Genomic DNA, 22,229 nt, shown 5'->3' with positions numbered 1-22,229 from the left:
GCCGCCGGCTAACGACGGACCACGACCGAGCGACCAACAGGTTAATTTGTTCGTCACATTCAGAAATTCCACAGAAACCTGCCAGCTCTAACGTCCCGATTCGACACGCCTCCTGCGTGTGCATGTGAGCCCGCGATTCCCTCGCGATACGCGAAATCGATGGAAAGGCAATAGATGCGACTCAACAGGTCGGTCCTGGCAGCCGGAAGCGTGGTCGCAGCGACGGCCCTCGTGCTGTCGGGATGTGGCAGCAAGGCCGGCGAGAACGACAGCACCGCAGCGGCCGCGTCCTGCGTGGACACCTCCGGTTCGACCATCAAGGTCGGCTCACTGAACTCGCTGTCGGGCACCATGGCCATCTCCGAGGTGACGGTGCGCGACGCCATCAAACTGGCCGTCGAGGAGATCAATGCCAAGGGCGGCGTGCAGGGCAAGCAGATCCAGATCGTCGGCGAGGACGGCGCCTCAGATCCCGCGGTCTTCGCCCAGAAGGCCGAGAAGCTGATCAAGGACGACTGCGTCGCGGCCGTCTTCGGCGGTTGGACGTCGTCGAGCCGCAAGGCCATGCTGCCGGTCTTCGAGAGCAACAACTCGCTGCTGTACTACCCGGTGCAGTACGAGGGCCTGGAATCCAGCAAGAACATCTTCTACACGGGCGCCACCACCAATCAGCAGATCGTCCCGGCGCTGGACTACCTCAAGGAGAAGGGCGTCAAGTCGCTCTACCTGGTGGGCAGCGACTACGTCTTCCCGCAGACCGCCAACCGGATCATCAAGGCCTATGCCGGCGCCAACGGGATCGAGATCAAGGGCGAGGACTACACCCCCTTGGGCTCGACGGACTTCTCCACGATCGTCAACAAGGTGCGGGCGTCGAATGCCGGTGCGGTGTTCAACACCCTCAACGGTGACTCCAACGTGGCGTTCTTCAAGGAGTACACCAACGCCGGACTGACCCCGCAGAAGATGCCCGTGGTGTCGGTGTCCATCGCCGAGGAAGAGGTCACCGGGATCGGGGCCAAGAACATCGAGGGACAGCTCACGGCCTGGAACTACTACCAGACCATCGACACCCCGGTGAACAAGGCGTTCGTCGCGGCCTACAAGAAGGCCTACGGCGAGAACAAGCCGACGTCAGACCCGATGGAGGCGGCCTACGTCTCGGTGTATCTGTGGAAGAACACGGTGGAGAAGGCGAAGGCCTTCGACACCAAGGCGATTCAGGACAATGCGGGTGGCGTGACCTTCGACGCGCCCGAAGGGCTGGTCACCATCGACGGCGAGAACCACCACATCACCAAGACCGCCCGGATCGGCGAGATCCACCCCGACGGCCTGATCTACACCATCTGGGAGTCGAAGGGTCCGATCGTGCCGGATCCTTACCTCAAGTCCTACCCGTGGGCTGCCGGTCTGTCCGGATAGCACCGGGGCGAACGAAAGCGACGGGGAACTAACAACCGTGGATGTCCTGATCGGACAGCTGGCAACGGGATTGAGCCTCGGCTCGATCCTGTTGCTGGCTGCACTGGGCCTGTCACTCACCTTCGGGCAGATGGGCGTCATCAATATGGCGCACGGCGAATTCATCATGGCCGGCTGCTACACCGCCTACCTGGTGCAGCAACTGGTATCCAATGCCGGTGCCTCACTGCTCATCTCACTCTTGGTCGGGTTCGTCGTCGGCGGCCTGCTCGGAGTTCTGTTGGAGACCACACTGATCCAGCGGATGTATCACCGTCCGCTGGACACCTTGTTGGTGACCTTCGGGGTGGGCCTGATCCTGCAGCAGGTGGCCCGTGACCTCTTCGGTGCACCCGCGGTCAACGTCGGCGCACCCACCTGGCTGTCCGGCGGCGTCGAGATCCTCGGCGCCGTGGTGCCCAAAACCCGGCTCTTCATCCTGGTGCTGGCCGTCCTGTGGGTGACGGTGCTGGCCGTGGTGCTCAAGGCCAGCCCGATGGGACGGCGGATCCGCGCCGTCGTGCAGAACCGCGACCTCGCCGAGACCAGTGGAATCTCCTCGCGCAGAACCGATATCACCACCTTCTTCATCGGCTCCGGCCTGGCCGGGGTGGCCGGGGTGGCACTGACACTGATCGGCTCCACCAGTCCCACCACCGGGCAGAGCTACCTGATCGATGCGTTCCTGGTGGTGGTCGTCGGCGGACTCGGCCAGATCAAGGGCACCGTCATCGCGGCCTTCAGCCTCGGCCTGCTGAATTCGTTCATCGAGTACAGCACCACCGCGTCACTGGCGAAGGTCATCGTGTTCGTGGTGATCGTGATCTTCCTGCAGGCCAGGCCCCAGGGCCTGTTCACCGTGCGGACAAGGAGTCTCGTATGAGGACACTCGTGGGCCGCTGGCAGACCTGGGCCGGGTTCGCCGTGGCCGCGGTACTGCTGTTCGGCGTCGCACCGGCGGTGCTGTCGAGCTTCCGGTTGGGTCTGCTCGGCCAGTACCTGTGCTACGCGATCGTCGCCGCGGGTATCGGATTGGCTTGGGGCCGTGGCGGAATGCTCACCCTGGGCCAGGGTGTCTTCTTCGGCCTCGGCGCCTACATGATGGGTATGCATCTGAAGATCGCCGACGCCGAGATCCGCAAGCAGACGGTGCCGGACTTCATGCAGATCGCCGGTATCCCCAAACTGCCCGCCTATTGGGAACCGTTCGCCTCCCCCGCATTCACGATGCTGGCGATCCTCATCGTGCCCGCGGGCATCGCCGCGCTGCTGGGTCTGGGCGTGTTCAAGCGCCGAGTCAAGGGTGCCTACTTCGCGATCCTCTCGCAGGCCCTGGCCGCCGCCCTGGCGATCCTGCTCGTCGGACAGGCCACCCTCGGGGGTAGCAACGGACTCAACGGCTTCCGGACCTTCTTCGGCTTCCGGCTGTCCGATCCGGTGAACCGGCAAATGCTGTACTTCATCGCCGCGGCGGTGCTGCTCATCGTCGTCGCCGTGGTACGCCAGCTGATGCAGAGCCGCTACGGCGAACTGCTGGTCGCGGTCCGCGACGGCGAGGAGCGGGTCCGGTTCCTGGGCTATGACCCCGCCAATATCAAAGTGGTGGCGTACACCGCGGCGGCACTGTTCGCCAGCATCGCCGGCGCCCTCTTCGCACCGATCATCGGATTCATCACCCCGGCGCAGGTCGGCATCGTGCCCTCCATCGCGTTCCTGATCGGTGTCGCGATCGGCGGACGCACCACACTGTTGGGCCCGGTACTCGGCGCCGTCGGCGTCGCATGGGCGCAAACCGCGTTCTCCGAACAGTTTCCGTCGGCCTGGACCTACGCGCAGGGACTCCTGTTCATCGTCGTGGTCGGATTCTTCCCGGCCGGTCTGGCGGGGCTCGGGGTGTTCCTCAAGCGCCGGCGCGCCGCACCGACACCCGATCCCACCCCGGATCCAGAACCCGAGAAGGTGGGTGCCGCCACATGACCGACACCAAGGCCGAGCCGGCGGCCGGCGGCAACGTGGGCATGGGCACGCAATACCTTGAGGTACGGGGCCTGACCGTCGATTTCGACGGATTCAAAGCCGTCAGCGATGTCGACCTGACCCTGTTCCAGGGTGACCTGCGTTTCCTGATCGGGCCCAACGGCGCCGGCAAGACCACGGTGATCGATGCCATCACCGGTCTCGTCGCCGCCACCGGTTCGGTCAGCAAGTCCGGGAAGGAACTGCTGGGCCGCAAGGTCCATCAGATCGCCCGACTCGGGGTGGGCCGCACGTTCCAGACCGCCACGGTCTTCGAGCAGCTCACCGTGCTGCAGAACCTCGATATCGCCGCCGGGGCGGGCCGGTCTCCGTGGACGTTGCTGCGGCGCCGGTCGGGCATCCTGCCCTCGATCGAGGAGGCCCTGGAGACGACGGGCCTGACGGCCCTGGCCGACAAGCCGGCCGGGGTGCTGGCACACGGGCAGAAACAGTGGCTGGAGATCGGCATGCTGCTGGTGCAGAACGCCGATGTGCTGTTGCTCGACGAGCCGGTGGCGGGCATGAGCCATGAGGAACGGGAAGAGACCGGAAATCTCTTGCGCCGCATCGGCAGTGAACGCACCGTGGTGGTCGTCGAACACGATATGGATTTCATGCGTGCCTTCGCCACGTCGGTGACCGTGCTGGCCCGCGGCCAGGTGATCGCCGAAGGCTCGGTCGCCGAGGTGCAGGCCAATCCGAAGGTGCAGGAGGTCTATCTCGGCACCGCCGCGGCCGGCCTCTCCGAAGAGGAGGCCTGATGCTCGAATTGATCGACGTACACAGCGGTTACGGCCGTTCCGAGGTCATCCACGGGGTCAGCATCGAGGTGCCGTCGGCCGGGGTGGCCGCGGTGATGGGGCACAACGGCGCGGGAAAGACCACCCTGTTGCGGGCCGCGGTCGGACTGCTGAAATGCACGGCGGGCAAGGTGCGCTTCGACGGCGCCGATATCACCAAACTGAGGCCCAGTGCCCGCGTCGCCAAAGGCCTGGCCTATGTGCCGCAGGGCCAGCAGTCCTTCGGCCAGCTCACCACCGCGGAGAACCTGCAGGTGGTGGCCGACGGCCGGAAGAACGGTAAGGCACTCATCGATGAGCAGCTCGATCTGTTTCCCGCGCTCAAGGAGCTGCTCACCCGGCGGGCCGGACTGCTCTCCGGCGGGCAGCGTCAGCAGCTGGCCATCGCGCGCGCGCTGATCACCGGCCCCAAGTGCCTGATTCTCGACGAGCCCACCGAAGGCATCCAGCCCTCGGTGGTGGCCGAGATCGAAGCCGCGATCACCGCACTCACCGCGCGCGGTGACCTCGGCGTGCTGCTGGTCGAGCAGCACATCGGGTTCGCGCTGGAATCCGCACAGCGGTACTACATCCTGGAGTCCGGGCGGGTCACCTCGTCGGGCACCGGTGGCTCGGCCTCCGAAGCAGAGGTCCGCGCCGCGATGGCCATTTGACGGCACCGCCGTCGTGGCCATCTGACGGCACCGCCGTCGTGACCCGCGGGGCTACAACTCCAGCAGTACCGTCACCGGACCGTCGTTGACCAACTCGACCGCCATATCCGCACCGAACACTCCGGTGCTCACCTCGGCGCCCAGGCCCCGCAGCGCATCCGCGAACGCGTGGATCAGCGGTTCTGCGACGGGCCGGGGTGCCGCGGCGTTCCAGGACGGCCGGCGCCCCTTCACGGTGTTGGCGTACAGGGTGAACTGGCTGACGACCAGGATCGGGGCGGCGACGTCGGCGGCTGCCTGTTCCCCATCGAGAATCCTTAGTCGCCACAGCTTTTCGGCCATCTTCGCGGCGAGTGCGGCGTCATCGGTATGCGTGATGCCGACCAGTGCCAGCAGTCCCTGCCCCTCCGGGTCGATCCGTCCGACGATCTCGCCGTCGACCACCACGCGGGCCGACGTCACCAGCTGCACCAGAACTCGCATGCCCTGACCTTATGGTGTGGAGGTGAGCGCACCATCGCAGCCGCACATCCTGGCCGACCGGGGCGGTCTGGTGATCGCGCAGAGCGGACCGGACATCCTGGTGATCGACCGCGGTGGCGGCGGGTGGCAGATCGCGACGTTCGTCCTGGCGATCCTGACCCTGGTGTGTGGCGGCTTCGGGGTGATCGCACTGTTCACCGCGGAGGTCCCCCTCGCCGTCAGCGCAGTGCTGCTGATCGTGGGCCTGGCCGCCGGGGTGGGAGCACTCGGCACCGCCGGGGCGATCCGCAGACGCAGACGGGCCCCGGTCAGCGACTTCACCCCGGTCGCGGTGTTCGACCGGGCCCGCCGCGTCTACCGCGACGGCGCGGGCCGGCCGGTGGCACCGTTGGACCAGGTGCGGTTCGAGTGCCGGGCACAACTCACCTCCAGCTCGGCGATGCTGGTGGCGGTCACCCCTACGGGAACGCGGATTCTCAAGCGCGGCAACCCGTTCGGCGGCAGCGTCGGCAACCTGGACCGCGTGCTCACCGCGACGGTGTTCGGCCCCTAGCGCTCACACCTAGGCCAACCGGGACAGCACCTCGGCCACCACGTCACCGGCGGCGATATCGGTCTGCTCACCGTTGGAGAGATCCTTCACACCGATGGTGCCGGCCTCGATATCGCGGTCGCCGGCCACCAGGGCGAGGCGCGCCCCGGAGCGGTCGGCGCCCTTCATCGCGCCCTTGAGGCTGCGGTCACCGTAGGCCAGGTCGACGCGCGCCCCCGCGTTCCGCAGCGCCGCCGCGATCTTGGCCAGTTCCAGTTTGGCCGTCTCACCGAGCGGGACACCGTAGACATCGACGCGTCCCACCGCACCGACTGACTTGCCTTCCGCCTTCAGCGCCAGCATGGTGCGATCCACCCCGAGGCCGAACCCGATTCCGGACAAGTCCTGGCCACCGAGCTGACGCATCAGCCCGTCGTAGCGGCCGCCACCACCGATACCGGACTGGGCACCCAGACCGTCGTGCACGAACTCGAACGTCGTCTTGGTGTAGTAGTCCAGCCCGCGCACCATCCGCGGGTTGACCACATAGGGCACGCCGAGGGCGTCCAGATGCCCCAGCACCGTCTCGAAATGCGCCTTGGCGACATCGGAGAGGTGATCGAGCATCAGCGGCGCGCCGGCGGTCATCTCGCGCACCGCCGGGCGCTTGTCGTCGAGCACGCGCAACGGGTTGATCTCCGCGCGGCGGCGGGTCTCTTCGTCGAGGTCGAGCCGGAACAGGAACTCCTGCAGCAACTCCCGGTACTGCGGACGGCAGCTGTCATCGCCCAGCGAGGTGATCTCGAGGCGGAACCCCTCGAGTCCGAGCGACCGGAAGCCGCCGTCGGCGATGGCGATCACCTCGGCGTCCAGGGCGGGATCGTCCACACCGATGGCCTCGACACCCACCTGCTGCAACTGCCGGTAGCGGCCGGCCTGCGGACGCTCGTAGCGGAAGAACGGTCCGGCGTAACAGAGCTTGACGGGTAACTGGCCACGATCCAGACCGTGTTCGATGACCGCCCGCATGACCCCGGCGGTGCCCTCGGGACGCAGGGTCACCGAACGCTCTCCGCGGTCGGCGAAGGTGTACATCTCCTTGCTCACCACATCGGTGGACTCGCCGACGCCGCGGGCGAACAACGCGGTGTCCTCGAAGATCGGCAACTCGATATCGCCGTACCCGGCCCGCCGGGCAGCCCCGAGCAGGCCGTCACGCACCGCCACGAACTGCGCGGAGTCGGGAGGCAGGTAGTCCGGTACGCCCTTGGGCGCTTTGAAGTCAGCCACAGTAGTCAGCCACAGTAATCAGTCACAATCGCAAACCTTCGAGGAACGGGTTGGTGCGGCGCTCGAGCCCGATCGTGGACTTCTCACCGTGTCCCGGTAGTACCACGGTGTCATCGTCGAGCACCAACAGTTTTGTCACGATCGAGGTGAGCAGTTGACGTCCGCTGCTGCCGAGCAGGTCGCTACGGCCGATCGCACCTTTGAACAGAGTGTCACCGGTGAAGGCACTGGCCGGGCTGATCCCCCCGTCGCTGCGCTCGTGGGCGCCGACACGGAAGACGACCGATCCCGGGGTGTGCCCCGGGGTGTGGTCCACGGTGACCGGGATACCACCGAGATCCAGCAGCTCGCCGTCGCCGGTGAGTTCGACGACCTGCCGGGGCTCGGTGAAGAACGCGGCCACCGCTCGCTTGCCGACGCCCAGCAGCAGCGATTGCGCCTTCCCCGCTACGCCCAGATCCATGATCGGATCGGTGAGCATCGCGCGGTCGTCCGGATGGATGTAGACCGGGCAACCGTAGGTGTCGGCCACCTTCTGCGCCGACCACATGTGATCGAGGTGGCCGTGGGTGAGCAGCACCGCCGCCGGGGTCAGCCGGTGCCGGTCCAGAATCTGCTGCAAAGGCCGCGACGCCCGCTGTCCGGGGTCGATGATCACCGCATCGGCGCCCTCGTGCGGAGCGATGACGTAGCAATTGCACGCCAGCGCTCCGGTCGGGAACCCGGTGATGAACACGCCCCCATTTTCCCATGCGGGGTTACGCGACCGCGGGTCGCGCCACGCGCACTCAGTTACGCCTGGCAGACTCGGTGCCGAGTGTGACCCTGACGTAGGAGGACAGCGGCGGTGCCGACGAACAAACAGCGACGCGAAACGGCCCAGCGCAAGCTCGACAGGCAGCTCGAACGACGGGCCGCGCAGGCCCGCCGGCGGCGTCTGTTGACGATCATCGCCTCGGTGGCCGGCGTCATCGCGGTCGTGGCTGCCGCGGTGTTCACCGTCATCTACACCAACAAGGATTCCGGCAGCGCGACGGCGTCGGCCTCACCCAGTTCCTCCACCGCCCCGCAGCCGGCCGCCGACGGCAAGCTGCCCGCTTTCGTCGCCCCGGCGGACCTGGGCGCCAACTGCCAGTACCCCGCGACCACCGAGGCCGCCGCCAAGAAGGTGAACCCGCCGCGCACCGGCAAGGTGCCGACGGACCCGGCGCAGATCAGCACGAGCATGGCGACCAATCAGGGCAATATCGGCCTGCAGCTGGACAATGCCAAGGCCCCGTGCACGGTGAACAGCTTCGCCAGCCTGGCCCAGCAGGGGTACTTCAACGACACCCCGTGCCACCGGCTGACCACCGGCGGGCTGGCGGTCCTGCAGTGCGGCGACCCGACCGGTCAGGGCACCGGCGGCCCCGGCTACCAGTTCGCCAACGAGTACCCGACCAACCAGTACCAGCCGGACAACCCGGCGCTGCAGCAGCCCGTGCTGTACCCGCGCGGCACCCTGGCCATGGCCAACGCCGGTCCGGGCACCAACGGCAGCCAGTTCTTCCTGGTGTACCAGGACTCTCAGCTGCCGCCGAACTACACCGTGTTCGGCACCATCGATCAGACCGGCCTGGAGACGCTGGACAAGATCGCCAAGGCCGGCGTGGCGGGCGGCGGCCAGGACGGCAAGCCCGCGCAAGAAGTCACGGTGAAGTCCATCCAGCTGGACTGAGTCGGTGACGGTCCCCCCGCCGTACGGCGGCTATCCCCCGCCGTACGGGTACGCTCCGCCACCACCGCCGCCCGGCTATCCGCCGCCGCGGCCGACCAACGCCCTCGCGGTCGCCTCGCTGATCTGTGCGTTCCTGATCGCGCCGCTGGGCATCGTGTTCGGCCACATCTCGCTGTCGCAGATCAAGCGCAGCGGCGAAGAGGGCCGCGGTATGGCGATCGCCGGCCTGGTGATCGGGTATGTGCTGACCGTGCTCGGCACGCTGGTGTTGATCTTCACCATCGTGGTGACCCGGCTGCTGCTCCAGGATTTCCGCAACGGGCTCGACCGGTACGAGTGGAATCCGACCATCACCGCCGCCCCCGCCGCCGGTCAGCCGCTCCCTCCGTTCCAGCCGCCGGTCAACCTCGGCGCCAACTGCCAATACCCGGCCACCACCGAGGCTGCCGTGCGGCCGGTCCGCCCGCCCCGCGTCGGTAAGGTGCCGACCACCCCGGCGACGGTGAACGCGGTCATCACCACCGACCGCGGGGTGATCCCGGTGATGCTCGACAACGCCAAGGCGCCGTGCACGGTCAACAACTTCGCCAGCCTGGCCGCGCAGGCCTATTTCAACGGCACGCCCTGCCACCGGCTGACCGTCGGCGCAGACCTCGGCGTGCTGCAGTGCGGTGACCCGTCCGGAACGGGCAAGGGCGGACCCGGCTACCAGTTCCCCAACGAGTACCCGACCAACCAGTACCGGCTGACCGATCCGGCCGCCAAGACTCCGGTGGTCTATCCGCGCGGCACCCTGGCCATGGCCAATGCCGGGCCGGGCACCAACGGCAGCCAGTTCTTCCTGGTCTACAAGGACTCCGAATTGCCGCCGACCTATACCGCGTTCGGCACCATCGCGGCCCCCGGGCTGGCGGTGCTCGACCGGATTGCCGCGAGCGGTGTCGCCGGCGGTGGTGACGACGGGAAGCCGGCCGATCCGGTGAACATCACGACGGTGCGGGTGCAGTAGCCGACCGACGGCTAGGCTGGGGTGAAGATACCGGTACCGCCGACTGGCGGCATGGGAAATATCAACCAGGAGAACGAAATTCATGCGCAGCACGGCTGCCGTTGCCGGCGTTGGGGACTCCACGGCACGAATGCGCGCACCGGCGCAGTGTTGGCTGACCGACATGGACGGCGTGCTGGTGCGCGAAGAGCACGCCCTTCCCGGTGCCGCCGAGTTCCTGGCGCGGCTGACCGAGAAGGAACGTCCCTTCCTGGTCCTCACGAACAATTCGATCTTCACCCCCCGCGATCTGGCTGCGCGGCTGAGCCGGTCGGGGCTGACCGTGCCCGAGGAGTCGATCTGGACCTCGGCGCTGGCCACCGCCACCTTCCTCGATGATCAGCTCGCCGGCGGGTCGGCGTATGTCATCGGCGAAGCCGGCCTCACCACCGCGCTGCACGAAGTCGGCTACACCCTGACCGACACCGACCCCGATTTCGTCGTCCTCGGCGAGACACGGACGTATTCGTTCGAGGCCATCACCAAGGCGGTCCGGCTGATCGGGGACGGCGCCCGGTTCATCGCCACCAATCCGGATGTGACCGGCCCCTCGGCACAGGGACCGCTCCCGGCGACCGGTTCGGTGGCGGCCATGATCACCAAGGCCACCGGACGCGAACCGTACTTCGTCGGGAAACCGAACCCGATGATGTTCCGCAGCGCACTCAATCGCATCGCAGCCCATTCGGAGACCACCGTCATGGTCGGCGATCGGATGGACACCGACGTGGTTGCCGGTATCGAAGCGGGCCTGGAGACCATCCTGGTGCTCACCGGCTCGACCACCGAGGCCGATATCACCCGCTACCCGTTCCGGCCGGGCCTCGTGCTGCCGTCCATCGCCGAGGCCATCGACCTCATCTGAGCCGCGGGCTCAGTCCCGCTTGGACTGGATGTAGAACTCGACATCGTCGCCGCTGACCTTGGTGATCTTCATATGCGCGGTGTAGTTGCCGTCCGGCCCGGTGAAGTGGCAGTCGAACTGGGTGCCGACCTCGGCCTTCACCCCCGACGGGCACGTCACGTCGGTCGGCTTGAATCCGGTCTTGGAGACCACCTTGACGACCTGTTCGGCGGCGCCCTCGGGCTTGATGGTGGAACCACAGCCGGCCGCCAGGACGGCCAGCGAAGCAAGGAGTACGGCCATGGCTGCACGCATCGTCGCAGTATCGCAGCCTGTGAGATCCGTGTCACCCGGCTGGTTGAGATGAAGTCCGGCGGCACGCGTGTTGCACGAGAAACTTGTGTCGACCCCCACCCCGAGGAGACATCGTGACGGCGGACGCGGCCACACCCGTCGAAGTGCAGCGGGGTGCCTACACCCTGCTGCTGGTACTCAGCGGCGTGGCGCTGGGCGTGTCCGGGGTGCCCGCCCCGTTGTACGGGATGTACGAAGAGGTCTGGCACCTCACCCCGCTGGCCACCACGGTCATCTTCGCCGTCTACGCGGTGGCGGCACTGGGTGCGGTGCTGGTGTCGGGCCGCATTTCCGATGCGATCGGACGCAAACCGGTGCTGCTGGGCGCGCTGGTGGCGATGATCGTCGGGCTCGCCGTGTTCCTGATCGCCGACAACATGGCGATGCTCCTGCTTGCACGTGTCATCCACGGCGCCGCCGTCGGTTCCATCGTGGTCGCCGGTGCCGCCGCGCTGCTGGATCTGCGACCACACCACCGGGTGCGCTCGGGCCAGTTGTCCGGCGTCGCGTTCAACATCGGGATGACCGTCGCCATCGTCGGCTCGTCGATCCTCGCGCAATACGCACCGCACCCCATGCGCACGCCGTACGCGGTGGTGGCGGCGATCGTCGCCCTCGTCGGTATCGGGGTGATCGCCCTGCGCGAACCACACCTGGCCCGCACTCGTGGGCCGATCCGGCTCGCCCGCCCGTCCGTGCCCGCGCACATCCGCAGCGACTTCTGGTTCGCCGCGCTGGGCGCGGCCGCCTCCTGGTCGGTGCTCGGCGTGCTGCTGTCGTTGTATCCCTCCCTGGCCGCCCAGCAGACCCACGTGCACAACGTGGTGTTCGGCGGCGTCGTGGTGGGTACCACCGCTTTCGCGGCCGCGTTGGCCCAGCTGTGGTCTGCCCGGGTGCCGGCCCACAGGGCCGCGATCTACGGCGATATCGGGATGGCGGTGGCGCTGGTCATCACCATTCCGGTGCTCGCCACCGGGAATCAGTGGCTGGTCTTCGCCGCGGCCGCGCTGTTGGGCGCCACCTTCGGGCTCGGGTTCGGGGGTTCACTGCGCCACCTGTCCGAGGTGGTGCCCGCCGACCGTCGCGGCGAGACCATGTCGGCGTTCTATCTGCTGGCCTACACCGCGATGGCGGTGCCCACCATCGTCGCCGGCTGGGCGGCCACGCAGTGGCAGTTGCACGCGGTGTTCCCGTGGTTCGCCGGCGCGGTGGCGCTCGCCTGTCTGGGCGCGGCGGGCGTCGGCGCGCTGACCACCCGCCGGGCAGCTCAGGCCTGACTGCGGCTCACGCCGCGGAAGTCACCCGGTAGACGTCGTACACACCCTCGACATTGCGCACCACGTTGAGCACGTGGCCCAGATGTTTGGGATCGCCCATCTCGAAGGTGAACCGGCTGATCGCCACCCGGTCATTGGACGTCGTCACCGACGCCGACAGGATGTTCACCTTCTCGTCGGCCAGCACCCGGGTGACATCGGACAGCAACCGGTGCCGGTCCAGGGCCTCCACCTGGATCGCCACCAGGAACACCGAGGACGGCGACGGCGCCCAGTGCACCTCGATGATGCGTTCGGACTGCTGTTGCAGCGACGTCGCGTTGGTGCAGTCGGTGCGGTGCACGCTGACCCCGCCACCACGGGTGACGAAGCCGAGGATGTTGTCACCCGGCACCGGGGTGCAGCATTTCGCAAGCTTGGTCAGGACACCGACCGCCCCGGGCACCGACACCCCGACGTCATCGCTGGTGCGTTGCCGCACCTGCATGGTGGTCGGCGTGGCGCGCTCGGCGATCTCGTCCTCGGCCTCTTCATCACCACCGAGTTGGGCCACCAGGCGCTGCACCACATGCCGCGCCGAGATGTGCCCCTCACCGACGGCGGTGTACAGCGCCGAGACGTCGGCGTAGTGCAGCTCCCGAGCCAGCGACGACATCGACTCGGCATTGAGCAAGCGCTGCAACGGAAGTCCGCTGCGGCGCACCTCACGGGCGATCCCGTCCTTGCCCGCCTCCAGCGCCTCCTCGCGACGCTCCTTGGCGAACCACTGCCGGATCTTGGCCTTGGCCCGCGGTGACACCACGAACGTCTGCCAGTCCCGCGAGGGTCCGGCCGTGGTGGCCTTGGACGTGAAAACCTCGACCTGGTCCCCGTTTTCGAGCTTGCGCTCCAACGCCACCAGTCGGCCGTTGACCCGCGCGCCGATACAGCGGTGCCCGACCTCGGTGTGCACCGCGTACGCGAAGTCGACCGGCGTCGACCCGGTGGGCAACGTGACGACGTCACCCTTCGGGGTGAACACGAAGATCTCCTGCACGGCAAGGTCGTAACGCAGCGACTCCAGGAACTCCCCCGGGTCGGCGGCTTCCCGCTGCCAGTCCAGGAGCTGGCGCATCCAGGCCATCTCGTCGATCTCGTTGGCCGTGTGACCGGCGGGCAAACCGTTGCGACCCTTGGCTTCCTTGTAGCGCCAGTGCGCGGCGATGCCGAACTCGGCGGTGTTGTGCATCTCGTTGGTGCGGATCTGCACCTCCAGCGGCTTGCCTTCCGGCCCGACCACCGTGGTGTGCAGGGACTGGTAGACGCCGTAGCGCGGCTGCGCGATGTAGTCCTTGAACCGGCCCGCCATCGGCTGCCAGAGTGAATGCACCACGCCCACCGCGGCGTAACAGTCGCGCATGTCGTCACACAGGATGCGGACGCCGACCAGGTCGTGGATATCGTCGAAATCACGGCCCTTGACGATCATCTTCTGATAGATCGACCAGTAGTGCTTGGGCCGGCCCTCCACCTTCGCGCTGATCTTCATCGCGGACAGCGCCGTACCGATCTCGGCCCGTACCTTGGCCAGGTACGTGTCCCGGGACGGGGCCCGGTCGGCCACCAGGCGCACGATCTCCTCGTAGCGCTTCGGGTGCAGGATCGCGAAGGACAGATCCTCCAACTCCCACTTCACCGTCGCCATACCCAGTCGATGAGCAAGGGGGGCAATGACTTCCAGCGTCTCGCGGGCCTTGCGGGCCTGCTTCTCCGGTGGCAGGAAGCGCATTGTGCGCATGTTGTGCAGCCGGTCGGCGACCTTGATGACCAGCACCCGGGGATCCCGGGCCATGGCGATGATCATCTTGCGGATGGTCTCGCCCTCGGCGGCGGTGCCCAGTGCCACCTTGTCCAGCTTGGTCACCCCGTCGACCAGATGTCCCACCTCGCTGCCGAAGTCGGTGGTCAGCGCCTCCAGCGAGTAGCCGGTGTCCTCGACGGTGTCGTGCAGCAGCGCGGCCACCAGGGTGGTGGTGTCCATACCCAGCTCGGCCAGGATGTTCGCCACCGCCAGCGGGTGGGTGATGTACGGGTCACCGGAGCGGCGCAGCTGATCGGCATGCCGCTCCTCGGCCACATCGTAGGCCCGCTGCAGAATCGCCAGATCGGCCTTCGGATGGAACTCGCGGTGCACGGCGACCAGCGGCTCCAGCACCGGGTTGACCAGGCTGCGCTGCGCCGTCATCCGGCGGGCCAGCCGGGCCCGCACCCGGCGCGAGGCGCTGGTCTTGGAGGTGTCCAGCGCGGCGGTATCCCCCTGCTGTGGCGGGACCGCGACGGCCTGCCCCGTGACGGGTTCGTCGGGCATGATCACCTCCTGAAATTAAAGGATATCCCCCACGCCGTTCACACCGTGGTCAGGCTGGTGACCCGCAACGGATGCACCGCCGCACGCCCCGGCAGGGCCGTCAGCTCGAGCACCACCGCCGCTCCGGTGACGTGCGCACCGCTGCGTTCCAACAGCCGGGCCGCCGCCGCCAGCGTTCCTCCGGTGGCCAGCACATCGTCGATCACCAGAACGCGCCGGCCGACCATGTCGATACCGTCGGCCGGGATCTCCAGCGTCGCCGACCCGTACTCCAGCTCATACCGCTCGGCGTGCACGGGCGGCGGCAGCTTGCCGCCCTTGCGCACGGCCAGCACCCCGGTTCCCAGCTTCAGGGCGACGGCCGCGCCCAGCAGGAATCCCCTGGCGTCGATCCCGGCGATCAGATCGGCACCGTCTGCCGCCTCGGCCAGCGCGTCGGTGACGATGGCCAGCCCGCGAGCGTCGGCCAGCACCGGGGTGAGGTCCTTGAACTGGACACCCGGCTGCGGGAAATCGGCGACGTTGCGGGTCAGTTCGGCGATCACGGCGGCGGCACTAGACATGACTCAACCTGCTCACTATTCCAAGACCCATCGGTCCATATTCCATCCCGCACCCCAGCGGGTCGGGTTGGCCTGCACCGCCGACACCCGCTTCGAGGTGAGCAGGGTGCGCTGCTGACGGTACAGCGGCAGGGTCGGAATATCGCCCCACAGGATCGGTCCGGCCTCGCTGAGCAGCCTGCTCAGCTCCTTGGGGTCCGCGGTCACCGCGAGCGCGTCGATGATGCCGTCGATGCGCTCGTTGGCATACCCGGACAGGTTGTTGCCGTTGCCGTACCGCAGATCGTAGGCGTCCAGCGCGGAGGATCCCGTGGATCCGCTGCCGACCGCGCCGCCCGTGCTGCCGATGAGCACGTCGATGCTGTTGTCGCGCAGGCTCTGCGGGCCGACGGAGTCACCGGACTCGTCGGTGACGGTGATCCCCGCCGGCGCGCATGACTGCGCGATCGCCCCGACCGTCGCCGCGATCCGGGCATTGGGGGTCTGGTAACCGATTCGGACCGTCAGCGGCTGATTGTTCAGGGCCGCACGGGCGGCGTCCGGATTGGCCACGCTGAACTGCCCTGCCTCGCCGGCACTTTCGGCAGCCGCCAGCGCGTCGTCGACGGTGGGGCTGAGTCGCACGTTGGCGATCGGAACCTCGGCGTTGCGGGCGATGGTGTCGCGCGGGGTGCACAGGGCCAGCGCACGCCGGGCCGGCGGCGCAGCCAGCGGACCCTGCGCGGAGAAGATCAGCTGCTCGATCCCGGCCGACGGGGTGTCGGTACGGGTGTAACCCGCGGGCAGGTTCAGCGTGCCCGACGAACCGGCGGCGATGTCCACCACGTCGAACGCGCCGCGGTTCACCCGGTCCTGGATGTCAGCTCCCCTGGGCCACACCGTCACCCGCTGGGCGACGGGCTTGGCGCCCCACCATTTGTCGTTCGCGGTCAGCACCACCGCGCCGTCCTTGGCCACCGACGCGATCTTGTAGGGACCCGAGGACGGGAACTTCTTGAGGTCGATATCGGGGCCGAGGTTCCACAGCGTGTTCCAGGCTTTGGCGATGCGGTCGATGGCCGGGGCGTCACCGGTCTGCAGGGCCGTCGTCACCGCGCCGTCGCCGAGGCCGAGCTCGTCGGCGATCACATGGGACGGCATCAGCGAGGTGGCCCCGAACAGTTGGCCGTAGTCCACGACGCCGCGGTCCGGGGCGAACGTGACCCTGGCCTTCTTCGCGCCCGGGGCGCAGTCGACGGTGGCGACATCGCGGTACCCGGCCGTGCTGGCCGCGTCGAAGCCCGGGTTACGCCCCGACTGCGCGGCCCAGGCCAGCACCATGTCGTCGCAGGTGATCGGTTTGCCGTCGGAATACACGGCGTTGGCGTTGATCTCGTAATCCAGGATCAGCGGCGAGCGGCCGACCACCGCGACACTGCCGTAGTCGCGGTCACCGATGATCTGGCCGTCGGGGCCGCGGTAGGTGAATCCGGTCTGCACGCGCGCGAACGCCTGCGGCCCGCCCGATGCGGCACCCACCACCGTGTTGGTGTTGTAGGTGATCAGCGTGCCGTCGACGGCGTAGTCGATGACGTGGTCATCGGCCGACGAACAGGCGACCGAGGTACCGACCACCAGCATCAGCGCGGCAACCGCCGCACCGATCCGTGCGATCGACCGTCCGCGCACTAGCGACGCCGCTTGCCCGACGGTCGGTTCGGCCGGACCGGACGCGCACCGGGAACCGGCTTGTCCGGGGCCGGCGTGGTGACGACATCCGCCGCGACGGAGTCCTCGATCTCCGTGGCGGTCACGCCCTCGGTGACCGCGCCGGCCTTGGCCGCCGCGGTGCGCCGGCGCAGCACCCGTTTGGTGTGTGCGCTCACCAGCTCGGTGCGCTCCCGCATCGTGACCAGCAGCGGGGTCGCGAAGTAGATGGACGAGTAGGTACCCACGATGATGCCGACCAACTGCACCAGCGCGAGGTCCTTGAGCGTGCCGACGCCGAGCAGCCAGACCGCCACCACGATGAGCGCGAGGATCGGCAGCAGCGAGATGAGGCTGGTGTTGATCGACCGCATGAACGTCTGGTTCACCGCGAGGTTGGCCTGTTCGGCGAAGGTGCGCCGCGTGGTGTGCTCGAACCCGTGGGTGTTCTCCTCCACCTTGTCGAACACGATGACGGTGTCATAGATGGAGAAACCGAGAATCGTGAGCAGACCGATGACGGTGGCGGGAGTGACCTCGAATCCGACCAGCGCGTACACCCCCGCGGTCACGATGATGTCGAAGAACATGGCCGCCAGCGCCGCGATGGCCATGTACCGCTCGTAGCGCACGGTGATGTAGATCGAGACGATCACCAGGAACACCACCAGCGCGATGAGCGCCTTCTTGGTGATCTGGCCACCCCAGGTCGAGGACACCGCCGAGTCGCTGATGGCCTGCTTGCTGGGCTTACCGTCCGAGCCCTTGGGCTCGAACGCGTCGAACAGTGCCACCCGCAGTTTCTCGGTATCGGCATTGCTCAGCGTCTCGGTGCGGATCTGCACCGTGGCCGAGGCGCCGTTGCCGACGATCACCACCGACTCCGGTGCGGTACCGAGGGCCTTGCTGAAGACCGTCTCGACCTGCTCCGCGGTGGCCTGGGCCTTGACCCCGTCGACGGGCATGGACACCTTGGTGCCGCCCTCGAAGTCGATACCGAAGGTGAAGCCGCGCAGCAGCATCGCGGCGATCGCCACCGCCACGATGGCACCGCTGATGATGAACCACATCTTGCGCTTGCCGATGACCTCGAACGCACCCGTGCCGGTGTAGAGCCGGACGAAGAAACCGTGCTGCGGCAGGTTCGACGACTCGGCCGAATCCAGCGCCGGTGCCTCGACGGCGCCAGAGTCTTCCAGGCCGGTGCTGTCAGTGCTGTGCTTGGCGGACTTCTGTTCTGTCGACACTGATGTCATCCCCGTCCCGTGGTGTGCGCGGCACGCCGCTCGCGAGCGATCTGCTGCACCGCGCCGAGACCGTTGAATGCGGGCTTGGACAGCGTCGCCGATTTGGTCGTCAGGTACACCAACGGCCACGTGACCAGGAAGACCACGAGCACGTCCAGGATGGTCGTCAGGCCGAGGGTGAACGCGAATCCCTTGACCTGGCCGACCGCCAGCACGTAGAGCACGGCCGCGGCCAGGAAGGTGACTGCGTTACCCGACAGGATCGTCTTGCGGGCCCGGGCCCAACCACGCGGCACCGCCGACCGGTAGGAGCGGCCCTCCCGGATCTCGTCCTTGATGCGTTCGAAGAACACCACGAACGAGTCGGCGGTGGTGCCGATACCGATGATCAGACCCGCGATACCGGCCAGGTCCAGGGTGTAGTTGATATATCTGCCCAGGAGCACCAGCAGCGCGAACACGAATGCGCCGGAGGCGACCAGGGACAGTGCCGTCAGCAGACCGAGTACCCGGTAGTACAGCAACGCGTACGCCAGGACCAGCGCCATACCCACGGCGCCGGCGATGAGGCCGGCCCGCAGTGACGTCAGACCGAGTGTGGCGGAGACGGTTTCGGCCTCCGAGGACTCGAACGACAGCGGCAGCGAGCCGTATTTCAGTACGTTGGCCAGCTCGCGAGCCGAGTCCTGGGTGAAGCGGCCGGTGATCTGGGTGCGCCCACCGGGGATCGCCTCCTGGATCTCCGGGGCACTGACCACCTGGGAGTCGAGCGTGAACGCGGTCTGGGTGCCGACGTTGGCGGCGGTGAAGTCCGCCCAGATCTTGGCACCCTCCGGTTTGAACTGGACGTCGACCACATAGTCGCCGCGCTGCTGATCCAGTCCCGAGCTGGCGCTCTCGATCTGCTCACCGCTCATGATCGACTTGTCGAGCAGGTACACCGTGGTGTGGTCCGAGGAGCAGGTCACCAGCGGCAGGTTCGGATCGTCGTTACCCGCCAGCACGTCCTCGTCGTTGCAGCGGGTGGCCTGAAACTGCAGGGCCAGCAACTGGATGCTCTGGTCGGTGCTCTGACGCAGCTGCTTCTCATCGGAGATACGTTGGGCCAGATCGGCTTTGGATCCCGGTGGCGCGGGGGCCGGTGCGCCCGGTGCCGCCGGTGCGCCCGGTGCGGGGGTGCCCGGTGCGGGTGGCGCCGGCGTCGGCGCGGGTTCCTGCGGGTACGGGCGCGGCTGAGCCGCCGGGGCCGCCGGGGCCGGCGTACCCGCTTGGCCGGGCGCAGTGACCGGGGCCTCGGGCTCGGCCGGCGCCAACGCCGGCAAGCCACCACCGGGCGGCATACCGGGCGGTGCTCCCGGCGGAGCACCCGGAGCGCCCTGGGGCGGCTGCTGTCCCTTGCCCTGCGCGGGGATGGCGTGGATCACCGGGCGGATGTAGAGCCGCGCGGTCTGCCCCAGGTTGCGGGCCTCGCTGCCATCGTTGCCCGGGACGGTGATCACCAGGTTGTTGCCGTCGATGACGACCTCAGAGCCCGACACCCCCAGGCCGTTCACCCGCGAGCTGATGATCTCCTGCGCCTGCATCAGGGATTCCCGGGACGGCTCGGAGCCGTCCGGGGTACGCGCGGTCAGGGTGACGCGGGTGCCGCCCTGCAGGTCGATGCCCAACTTGGGATCGGCCTGCTTGTCGCCGGTGAGAAAGACGAGAAGGTAGACGCCGACCAGGAGGACCAGAAAGAGCGCCAGATAGCGGGCAGGATGCACCGGCGCCGAAGTCGATGCCACGGTTGTTGGGTCTCCTTGGAAAGCGGTCTACGCGGGGCGGGTGTTACGGGGAGGGTACGCGGTGAGCCTGAGCCGGCTGCGGTCAGTTGCCGTCGGCCTTGGGCGCCGGACGATCCGTGAGCTCCACGGCACCGGACTCCTCGTCGATATCGTCGAAGTCCTCGTCATCGGCGGAGTCCTCGATGCGGTCACGCACCGCAAGCTTCATCCACGTGGTGATCACACCGGGTGCGATCTCCAGCTCGATGTTGTCGTCGGAGATGCCGGTGATGGTGCCCTGCAAGCCCGACGTGGTGTGGATCCGGTCGCCGACACTCAGCGATTCGTGCAGGTCGATGGTGGCCTGCATGGCTTTCTTCTGCTTACGCGAGGCAAAGAACATGAAGGCGCCCATGATGAGGATGAGCGGCAGGAATACGACCAAGTCCATGAAACGGCTGTCTTTCGTGATTGTTGCGCGGGCATGGCTGTGCGAGCTCGGTCGCGGCGCCTCGTCGCACCCAGTGTGCCATCATCGCCGACGGGAACCGCGACACCCTGCCCGGGCCACCGCGGGCGCCCGAGCCGACAAACCGACCGCCGGATGCGTTCAACACGACGGAAATCGTGGCAAGATGGACCACGTAACACTCGATCCGAAGTCACATAGCTGTTCAACTTCTGTTTTCACCCGCGTAAGCGGTTGGCGGATTAGGCTTCCGATTGCGTGTCATCCCCGCCGTGCACACCGAGCAGGAGTCAACCGTGACTGCCGTCGAGCAGACCCGCCATCTCGCCACCACCATCCCCGGGCCGAAGTCATCTGCCCTGGCCGACCGCAAGAATGCTGCGGTGTCCCGGGGCATCGGCACCACCATGCCGGTCTACGCCGCGCGCGCCGCCGGCGGCATCGTCGAGGACATCGACGGCAACAGGCTCATCGACCTCGGCTCCGGCATCGCCGTCACGACCATCGGCAACGCCTCACCGCGCGTGGTCGACGCGGTGGCGGCCCAGGCCGCCCGGTTCACCCACACCTGCTTCATGGTCACCCCGTACGAGGAGTACGTGGCCGTCTGCGAGCAGCTCAACCGGCTGACACCGGTGGCCGGGGACAAGCGCTCGGCGTTGTTCAACTCCGGATCCGAAGCGGTCGAGAACGCGATCAAGATCGCCCGGTCCTACACCCGTAAGCAGGCGGTCGTCTCGTTCGACCACGCCTATCACGGTCGCACCAACCTGACCATGGCGCTGACGGCGAAGTCGATGCCCTACAAGCACGGCTTCGGCCCGTTCGCCCCCGAGGTGTACCGCGCTCCCCTGTCCTACCCGTTCCGGGACGCGGAGTTCGGCAAGGAACTGGCCACCGACGGCGAGCTCGCCGCCAGGCGTGCCCTCAGTGTGATCGACAAGCAGGTGGGCGCCGACAACCTGGCCGCGCTGATCATCGAGCCGATCCAGGGCGAGGGTGGCTTCATCGTGCCCGCCGAGGGCTTCCTGCCCACCCTGCTGGACTGGTGCCGCAAGAACAATGTCGTCTTCATCGCCGACGAGGTGCAGACCGGGTTCGCCCGCACCGGCAAGATGTTCGCCTGCGAGCACGAGGGCATCGACCCCGACCTGATCGTCACCGCCAAGGGCATCGCCGACGGCCTGCCGCTGTCGGCGGTCACCGGCCGCGCAGAGATCATGGATGCCCCGCACGTGTCCGGGCTGGGCGGCACCTACGGCGGTAATCCGGTGGCATGCGCGGCGGCCCTGGCGACCATCACGACCATCGAGGCCGACGGATTGGTGGCTCGCGCCGCCGAGATCGAGACGCTGATGAAGGAGCGGCTGGGGCGGATCCAGGCCGACGACGACCGCATCGGCGACGTCCGCGGCCGCGGCGCGATGATCGCCGTCGAACTGGTCAAGGCCGGGACGACCGAGCCCGACGCAGAACTCACCAAGTCGCTGTGCGCCGCGGCACACGCCCAGGGCGTCATCGTATTGTCTTGTGGGACATACGGAAACGTGTTGCGCTTCCTGCCGCCGCTGGCCATCTCGGATGACCTGCTCCACGAAGGTCTCGACGTGTTGGCCGCGGCGCTCGCCACCCTCTGAGGACGGCGTCCGGCGCCGCCGGATATGTGACGGCATTCA

General features: G+C 67.6%; 21 protein-coding genes. 11 read left to right on the top strand and 10 right to left on the bottom strand.

Annotated features, from left to right (window positions below; all coding sequences use genetic code 11):
- Positions 1 to 174 precede the first annotated feature (174 nt).
- The 5 genes from urtA to urtE are packed head-to-tail and all read left to right on the top strand — an operon-like array spanning position 175 to position 4,933.
- Entirely contained in the window at positions 175 to 1,425 is a 1,251-nt protein-coding gene (urtA, locus tag FHU31_RS13900) for an urea ABC transporter substrate-binding protein (RefSeq protein WP_167159116.1), read from the top strand.
- A gap of 37 nt (positions 1,426 to 1,462) precedes the next feature.
- Positions 1,463 to 2,347: an urea ABC transporter permease subunit UrtB gene (gene urtB, locus FHU31_RS13895; RefSeq protein WP_167159114.1), complete on the top strand. Its 885-nt coding sequence runs from the start codon at positions 1,463 to 1,465 to the stop codon at positions 2,345 to 2,347.
- Complete coding sequence (gene urtC / locus FHU31_RS13890; RefSeq protein ID WP_167159112.1) at positions 2,344 to 3,441, top strand: urea ABC transporter permease subunit UrtC; 1,098 nt, start codon at positions 2,344 to 2,346, stop codon at positions 3,439 to 3,441. The genes urtB and urtC overlap by 4 nt, the downstream gene beginning before the upstream one ends.
- Positions 3,438 to 4,241, top strand: a complete 804-nt coding sequence (urtD, locus tag FHU31_RS13885; RefSeq protein WP_167159110.1) for an urea ABC transporter ATP-binding protein UrtD — start codon at positions 3,438 to 3,440, stop codon at positions 4,239 to 4,241. The genes urtC and urtD overlap by 4 nt, the downstream gene beginning before the upstream one ends.
- Complete coding sequence (gene urtE, locus FHU31_RS13880) at positions 4,241 to 4,933, top strand: urea ABC transporter ATP-binding subunit UrtE (RefSeq protein WP_167159108.1); 693 nt, start codon at positions 4,241 to 4,243, stop codon at positions 4,931 to 4,933. Before urtD ends, urtE begins: the two co-directional genes overlap by 1 nt.
- A gap of 51 nt (positions 4,934 to 4,984) precedes the next feature.
- Here urtE and dtd read toward each other — a convergent pair whose 3' ends face one another.
- A complete protein-coding gene (gene dtd, locus FHU31_RS13875; protein ID WP_167159106.1) occupies positions 4,985 to 5,416 on the bottom strand; it encodes a D-aminoacyl-tRNA deacylase in 432 nt (143 codons plus the stop codon).
- A 22-nt stretch (positions 5,417 to 5,438) separates the two neighbouring features.
- On the opposite strand from dtd, the gene FHU31_RS13870 reads away from it, so the two are divergent.
- Positions 5,439 to 5,969, top strand: a complete 531-nt coding sequence (locus tag FHU31_RS13870; RefSeq protein WP_167154307.1) for a hypothetical protein — start codon at positions 5,439 to 5,441, stop codon at positions 5,967 to 5,969.
- Between the two features lie 9 nt (positions 5,970 to 5,978).
- Here the strand turns inward: FHU31_RS13870 and hisS are convergent, their stop codons facing one another.
- Positions 5,979 to 7,238: a histidine--tRNA ligase gene (gene hisS, locus FHU31_RS13865; RefSeq protein ID WP_167159104.1), complete on the bottom strand. Its 1,260-nt coding sequence runs from the start codon at positions 7,236 to 7,238 to the stop codon at positions 5,979 to 5,981.
- Between the two features lie 22 nt (positions 7,239 to 7,260).
- A complete protein-coding gene (locus FHU31_RS13860; protein WP_167159102.1) occupies positions 7,261 to 7,974 on the bottom strand; it encodes an MBL fold metallo-hydrolase in 714 nt (237 codons plus the stop codon).
- Between the two features lie 111 nt (positions 7,975 to 8,085).
- Between FHU31_RS13860 and FHU31_RS13855 the strand changes: the two genes are divergently transcribed.
- The 3 genes from FHU31_RS13855 (at position 8,086) to FHU31_RS13845 (ending at position 10,868) form a co-directional block, all read left to right on the top strand.
- On the top strand, positions 8,086 to 8,955 hold the full coding sequence (locus tag FHU31_RS13855; RefSeq protein ID WP_090364380.1) for a peptidylprolyl isomerase: 870 nt from the start codon (positions 8,086 to 8,088) through the stop codon (positions 8,953 to 8,955).
- 4 nt (positions 8,956 to 8,959) lie between these two features.
- The gene (locus FHU31_RS13850) at positions 8,960 to 9,964 is read left to right on the top strand and encodes a peptidylprolyl isomerase (protein ID WP_167159099.1); all 1,005 of its coding nucleotides are present in this window, start codon (positions 8,960 to 8,962) and stop codon (positions 9,962 to 9,964) included.
- A 130-nt stretch (positions 9,965 to 10,094) separates the two neighbouring features.
- Positions 10,095 to 10,868, top strand: coding sequence for an HAD-IIA family hydrolase (locus FHU31_RS13845; RefSeq protein WP_167161026.1), 774 nt, complete (start codon positions 10,095 to 10,097; stop codon positions 10,866 to 10,868).
- A 9-nt stretch (positions 10,869 to 10,877) separates the two neighbouring features.
- On the opposite strand, the gene FHU31_RS13840 is transcribed toward FHU31_RS13845, so the two are convergent.
- Positions 10,878 to 11,162 carry a DUF4333 domain-containing protein gene (locus tag FHU31_RS13840; RefSeq protein ID WP_090364375.1) on the bottom strand — a complete coding sequence of 95 codons (285 nt, stop codon included), beginning with the start codon at positions 11,160 to 11,162 and terminating at the stop codon, positions 10,878 to 10,880.
- Between the two features lie 110 nt (positions 11,163 to 11,272).
- Between FHU31_RS13840 and FHU31_RS13835 the strand changes: the two genes are divergently transcribed.
- Positions 11,273 to 12,478: an MFS transporter gene (locus FHU31_RS13835; protein WP_167161024.1), complete on the top strand. Its 1,206-nt coding sequence runs from the start codon at positions 11,273 to 11,275 to the stop codon at positions 12,476 to 12,478.
- A 7-nt stretch (positions 12,479 to 12,485) separates the two neighbouring features.
- Here the strand turns inward: FHU31_RS13835 and FHU31_RS13830 are convergent, their stop codons facing one another.
- The 6 genes from FHU31_RS13830 to yajC all read right to left on the bottom strand — a co-directional run bounded on the left by FHU31_RS13830 (position 12,486) and on the right by yajC (position 20,535).
- The gene (locus FHU31_RS13830) at positions 12,486 to 14,825 is read right to left on the bottom strand and encodes a RelA/SpoT family protein (RefSeq protein WP_167159098.1); all 2,340 of its coding nucleotides are present in this window, start codon (positions 14,823 to 14,825) and stop codon (positions 12,486 to 12,488) included.
- A 38-nt stretch (positions 14,826 to 14,863) separates the two neighbouring features.
- Entirely contained in the window at positions 14,864 to 15,388 is a 525-nt protein-coding gene (locus FHU31_RS13825; RefSeq protein ID WP_167159096.1) for an adenine phosphoribosyltransferase, read from the bottom strand.
- A gap of 15 nt (positions 15,389 to 15,403) precedes the next feature.
- Positions 15,404 to 17,008, bottom strand: coding sequence for an ABC transporter substrate-binding protein (locus tag FHU31_RS13820; protein WP_167161022.1), 1,605 nt, complete (start codon positions 17,006 to 17,008; stop codon positions 15,404 to 15,406).
- A 47-nt stretch (positions 17,009 to 17,055) separates the two neighbouring features.
- Positions 17,056 to 18,273: a protein translocase subunit SecF gene (gene secF, locus FHU31_RS13815; RefSeq protein WP_409371246.1), complete on the bottom strand. Its 1,218-nt coding sequence runs from the start codon at positions 18,271 to 18,273 to the stop codon at positions 17,056 to 17,058.
- 53 nt (positions 18,274 to 18,326) lie between these two features.
- Positions 18,327 to 20,105, bottom strand: a complete 1,779-nt coding sequence (gene secD, locus FHU31_RS13810; protein WP_167159092.1) for a protein translocase subunit SecD — start codon at positions 20,103 to 20,105, stop codon at positions 18,327 to 18,329.
- 82 nt (positions 20,106 to 20,187) lie between these two features.
- The gene (yajC, locus tag FHU31_RS13805) at positions 20,188 to 20,535 is read right to left on the bottom strand and encodes a preprotein translocase subunit YajC (protein ID WP_167159090.1); all 348 of its coding nucleotides are present in this window, start codon (positions 20,533 to 20,535) and stop codon (positions 20,188 to 20,190) included.
- A 314-nt stretch (positions 20,536 to 20,849) separates the two neighbouring features.
- Between yajC and gabT the strand changes: the two genes are divergently transcribed.
- A complete protein-coding gene (gabT, locus tag FHU31_RS13800) occupies positions 20,850 to 22,190 on the top strand; it encodes a 4-aminobutyrate--2-oxoglutarate transaminase (RefSeq protein ID WP_167159088.1) in 1,341 nt (446 codons plus the stop codon).
- Positions 22,191 to 22,229: the final 39 nt, after the last annotated feature.

The organism is Mycolicibacterium fluoranthenivorans, from assembly GCF_011758805.1.
GTDB lineage: Bacteria > Actinomycetota > Actinomycetes > Mycobacteriales > Mycobacteriaceae > Mycobacterium > Mycobacterium fluoranthenivorans.
Note: the sequence above shows the minus strand (reverse complement) of the source record. Positions and strands in the feature narration are given on the sequence as shown.

Excerpts from the sequence above, each read along its gene's own strand:
- urtC (WP_167159112.1), top strand. The coding sequence starts at position 2,344 with ATGAGGACACTCGTGGGCCGCTGGCAGACCTGGGCCGGGTTCGCCGTG.
- yajC (WP_167159090.1), bottom strand. The coding sequence starts at position 20,535 with ATGGACTTGGTCGTATTCCTGCCGCTCATCCTCATCATGGGCGCCTTC.
- FHU31_RS13830 (WP_167159098.1), bottom strand. The coding sequence starts at position 14,825 with ATGCCCGACGAACCCGTCACGGGGCAGGCCGTCGCGGTCCCGCCACAG.
- FHU31_RS13845 (WP_167161026.1), top strand. The coding sequence starts at position 10,095 with ATGCGCGCACCGGCGCAGTGTTGGCTGACCGACATGGACGGCGTGCTG.
- FHU31_RS13825 (WP_167159096.1), bottom strand. The coding sequence starts at position 15,388 with ATGTCTAGTGCCGCCGCCGTGATCGCCGAACTGACCCGCAACGTCGCC.
- dtd (WP_167159106.1), bottom strand. The coding sequence starts at position 5,416 with ATGCGAGTTCTGGTGCAGCTGGTGACGTCGGCCCGCGTGGTGGTCGAC.
- urtD (WP_167159110.1), top strand. The coding sequence starts at position 3,438 with ATGACCGACACCAAGGCCGAGCCGGCGGCCGGCGGCAACGTGGGCATG.
- FHU31_RS13840 (WP_090364375.1), bottom strand. The coding sequence starts at position 11,162 with ATGCGTGCAGCCATGGCCGTACTCCTTGCTTCGCTGGCCGTCCTGGCG.
- urtA (WP_167159116.1), top strand. The coding sequence starts at position 175 with ATGCGACTCAACAGGTCGGTCCTGGCAGCCGGAAGCGTGGTCGCAGCG.
- urtE (WP_167159108.1), top strand. The coding sequence starts at position 4,241 with ATGCTCGAATTGATCGACGTACACAGCGGTTACGGCCGTTCCGAGGTC.
- FHU31_RS13820 (WP_167161022.1), bottom strand. The coding sequence starts at position 17,008 with ATGCTGGTGGTCGGTACCTCGGTCGCCTGTTCGTCGGCCGATGACCAC.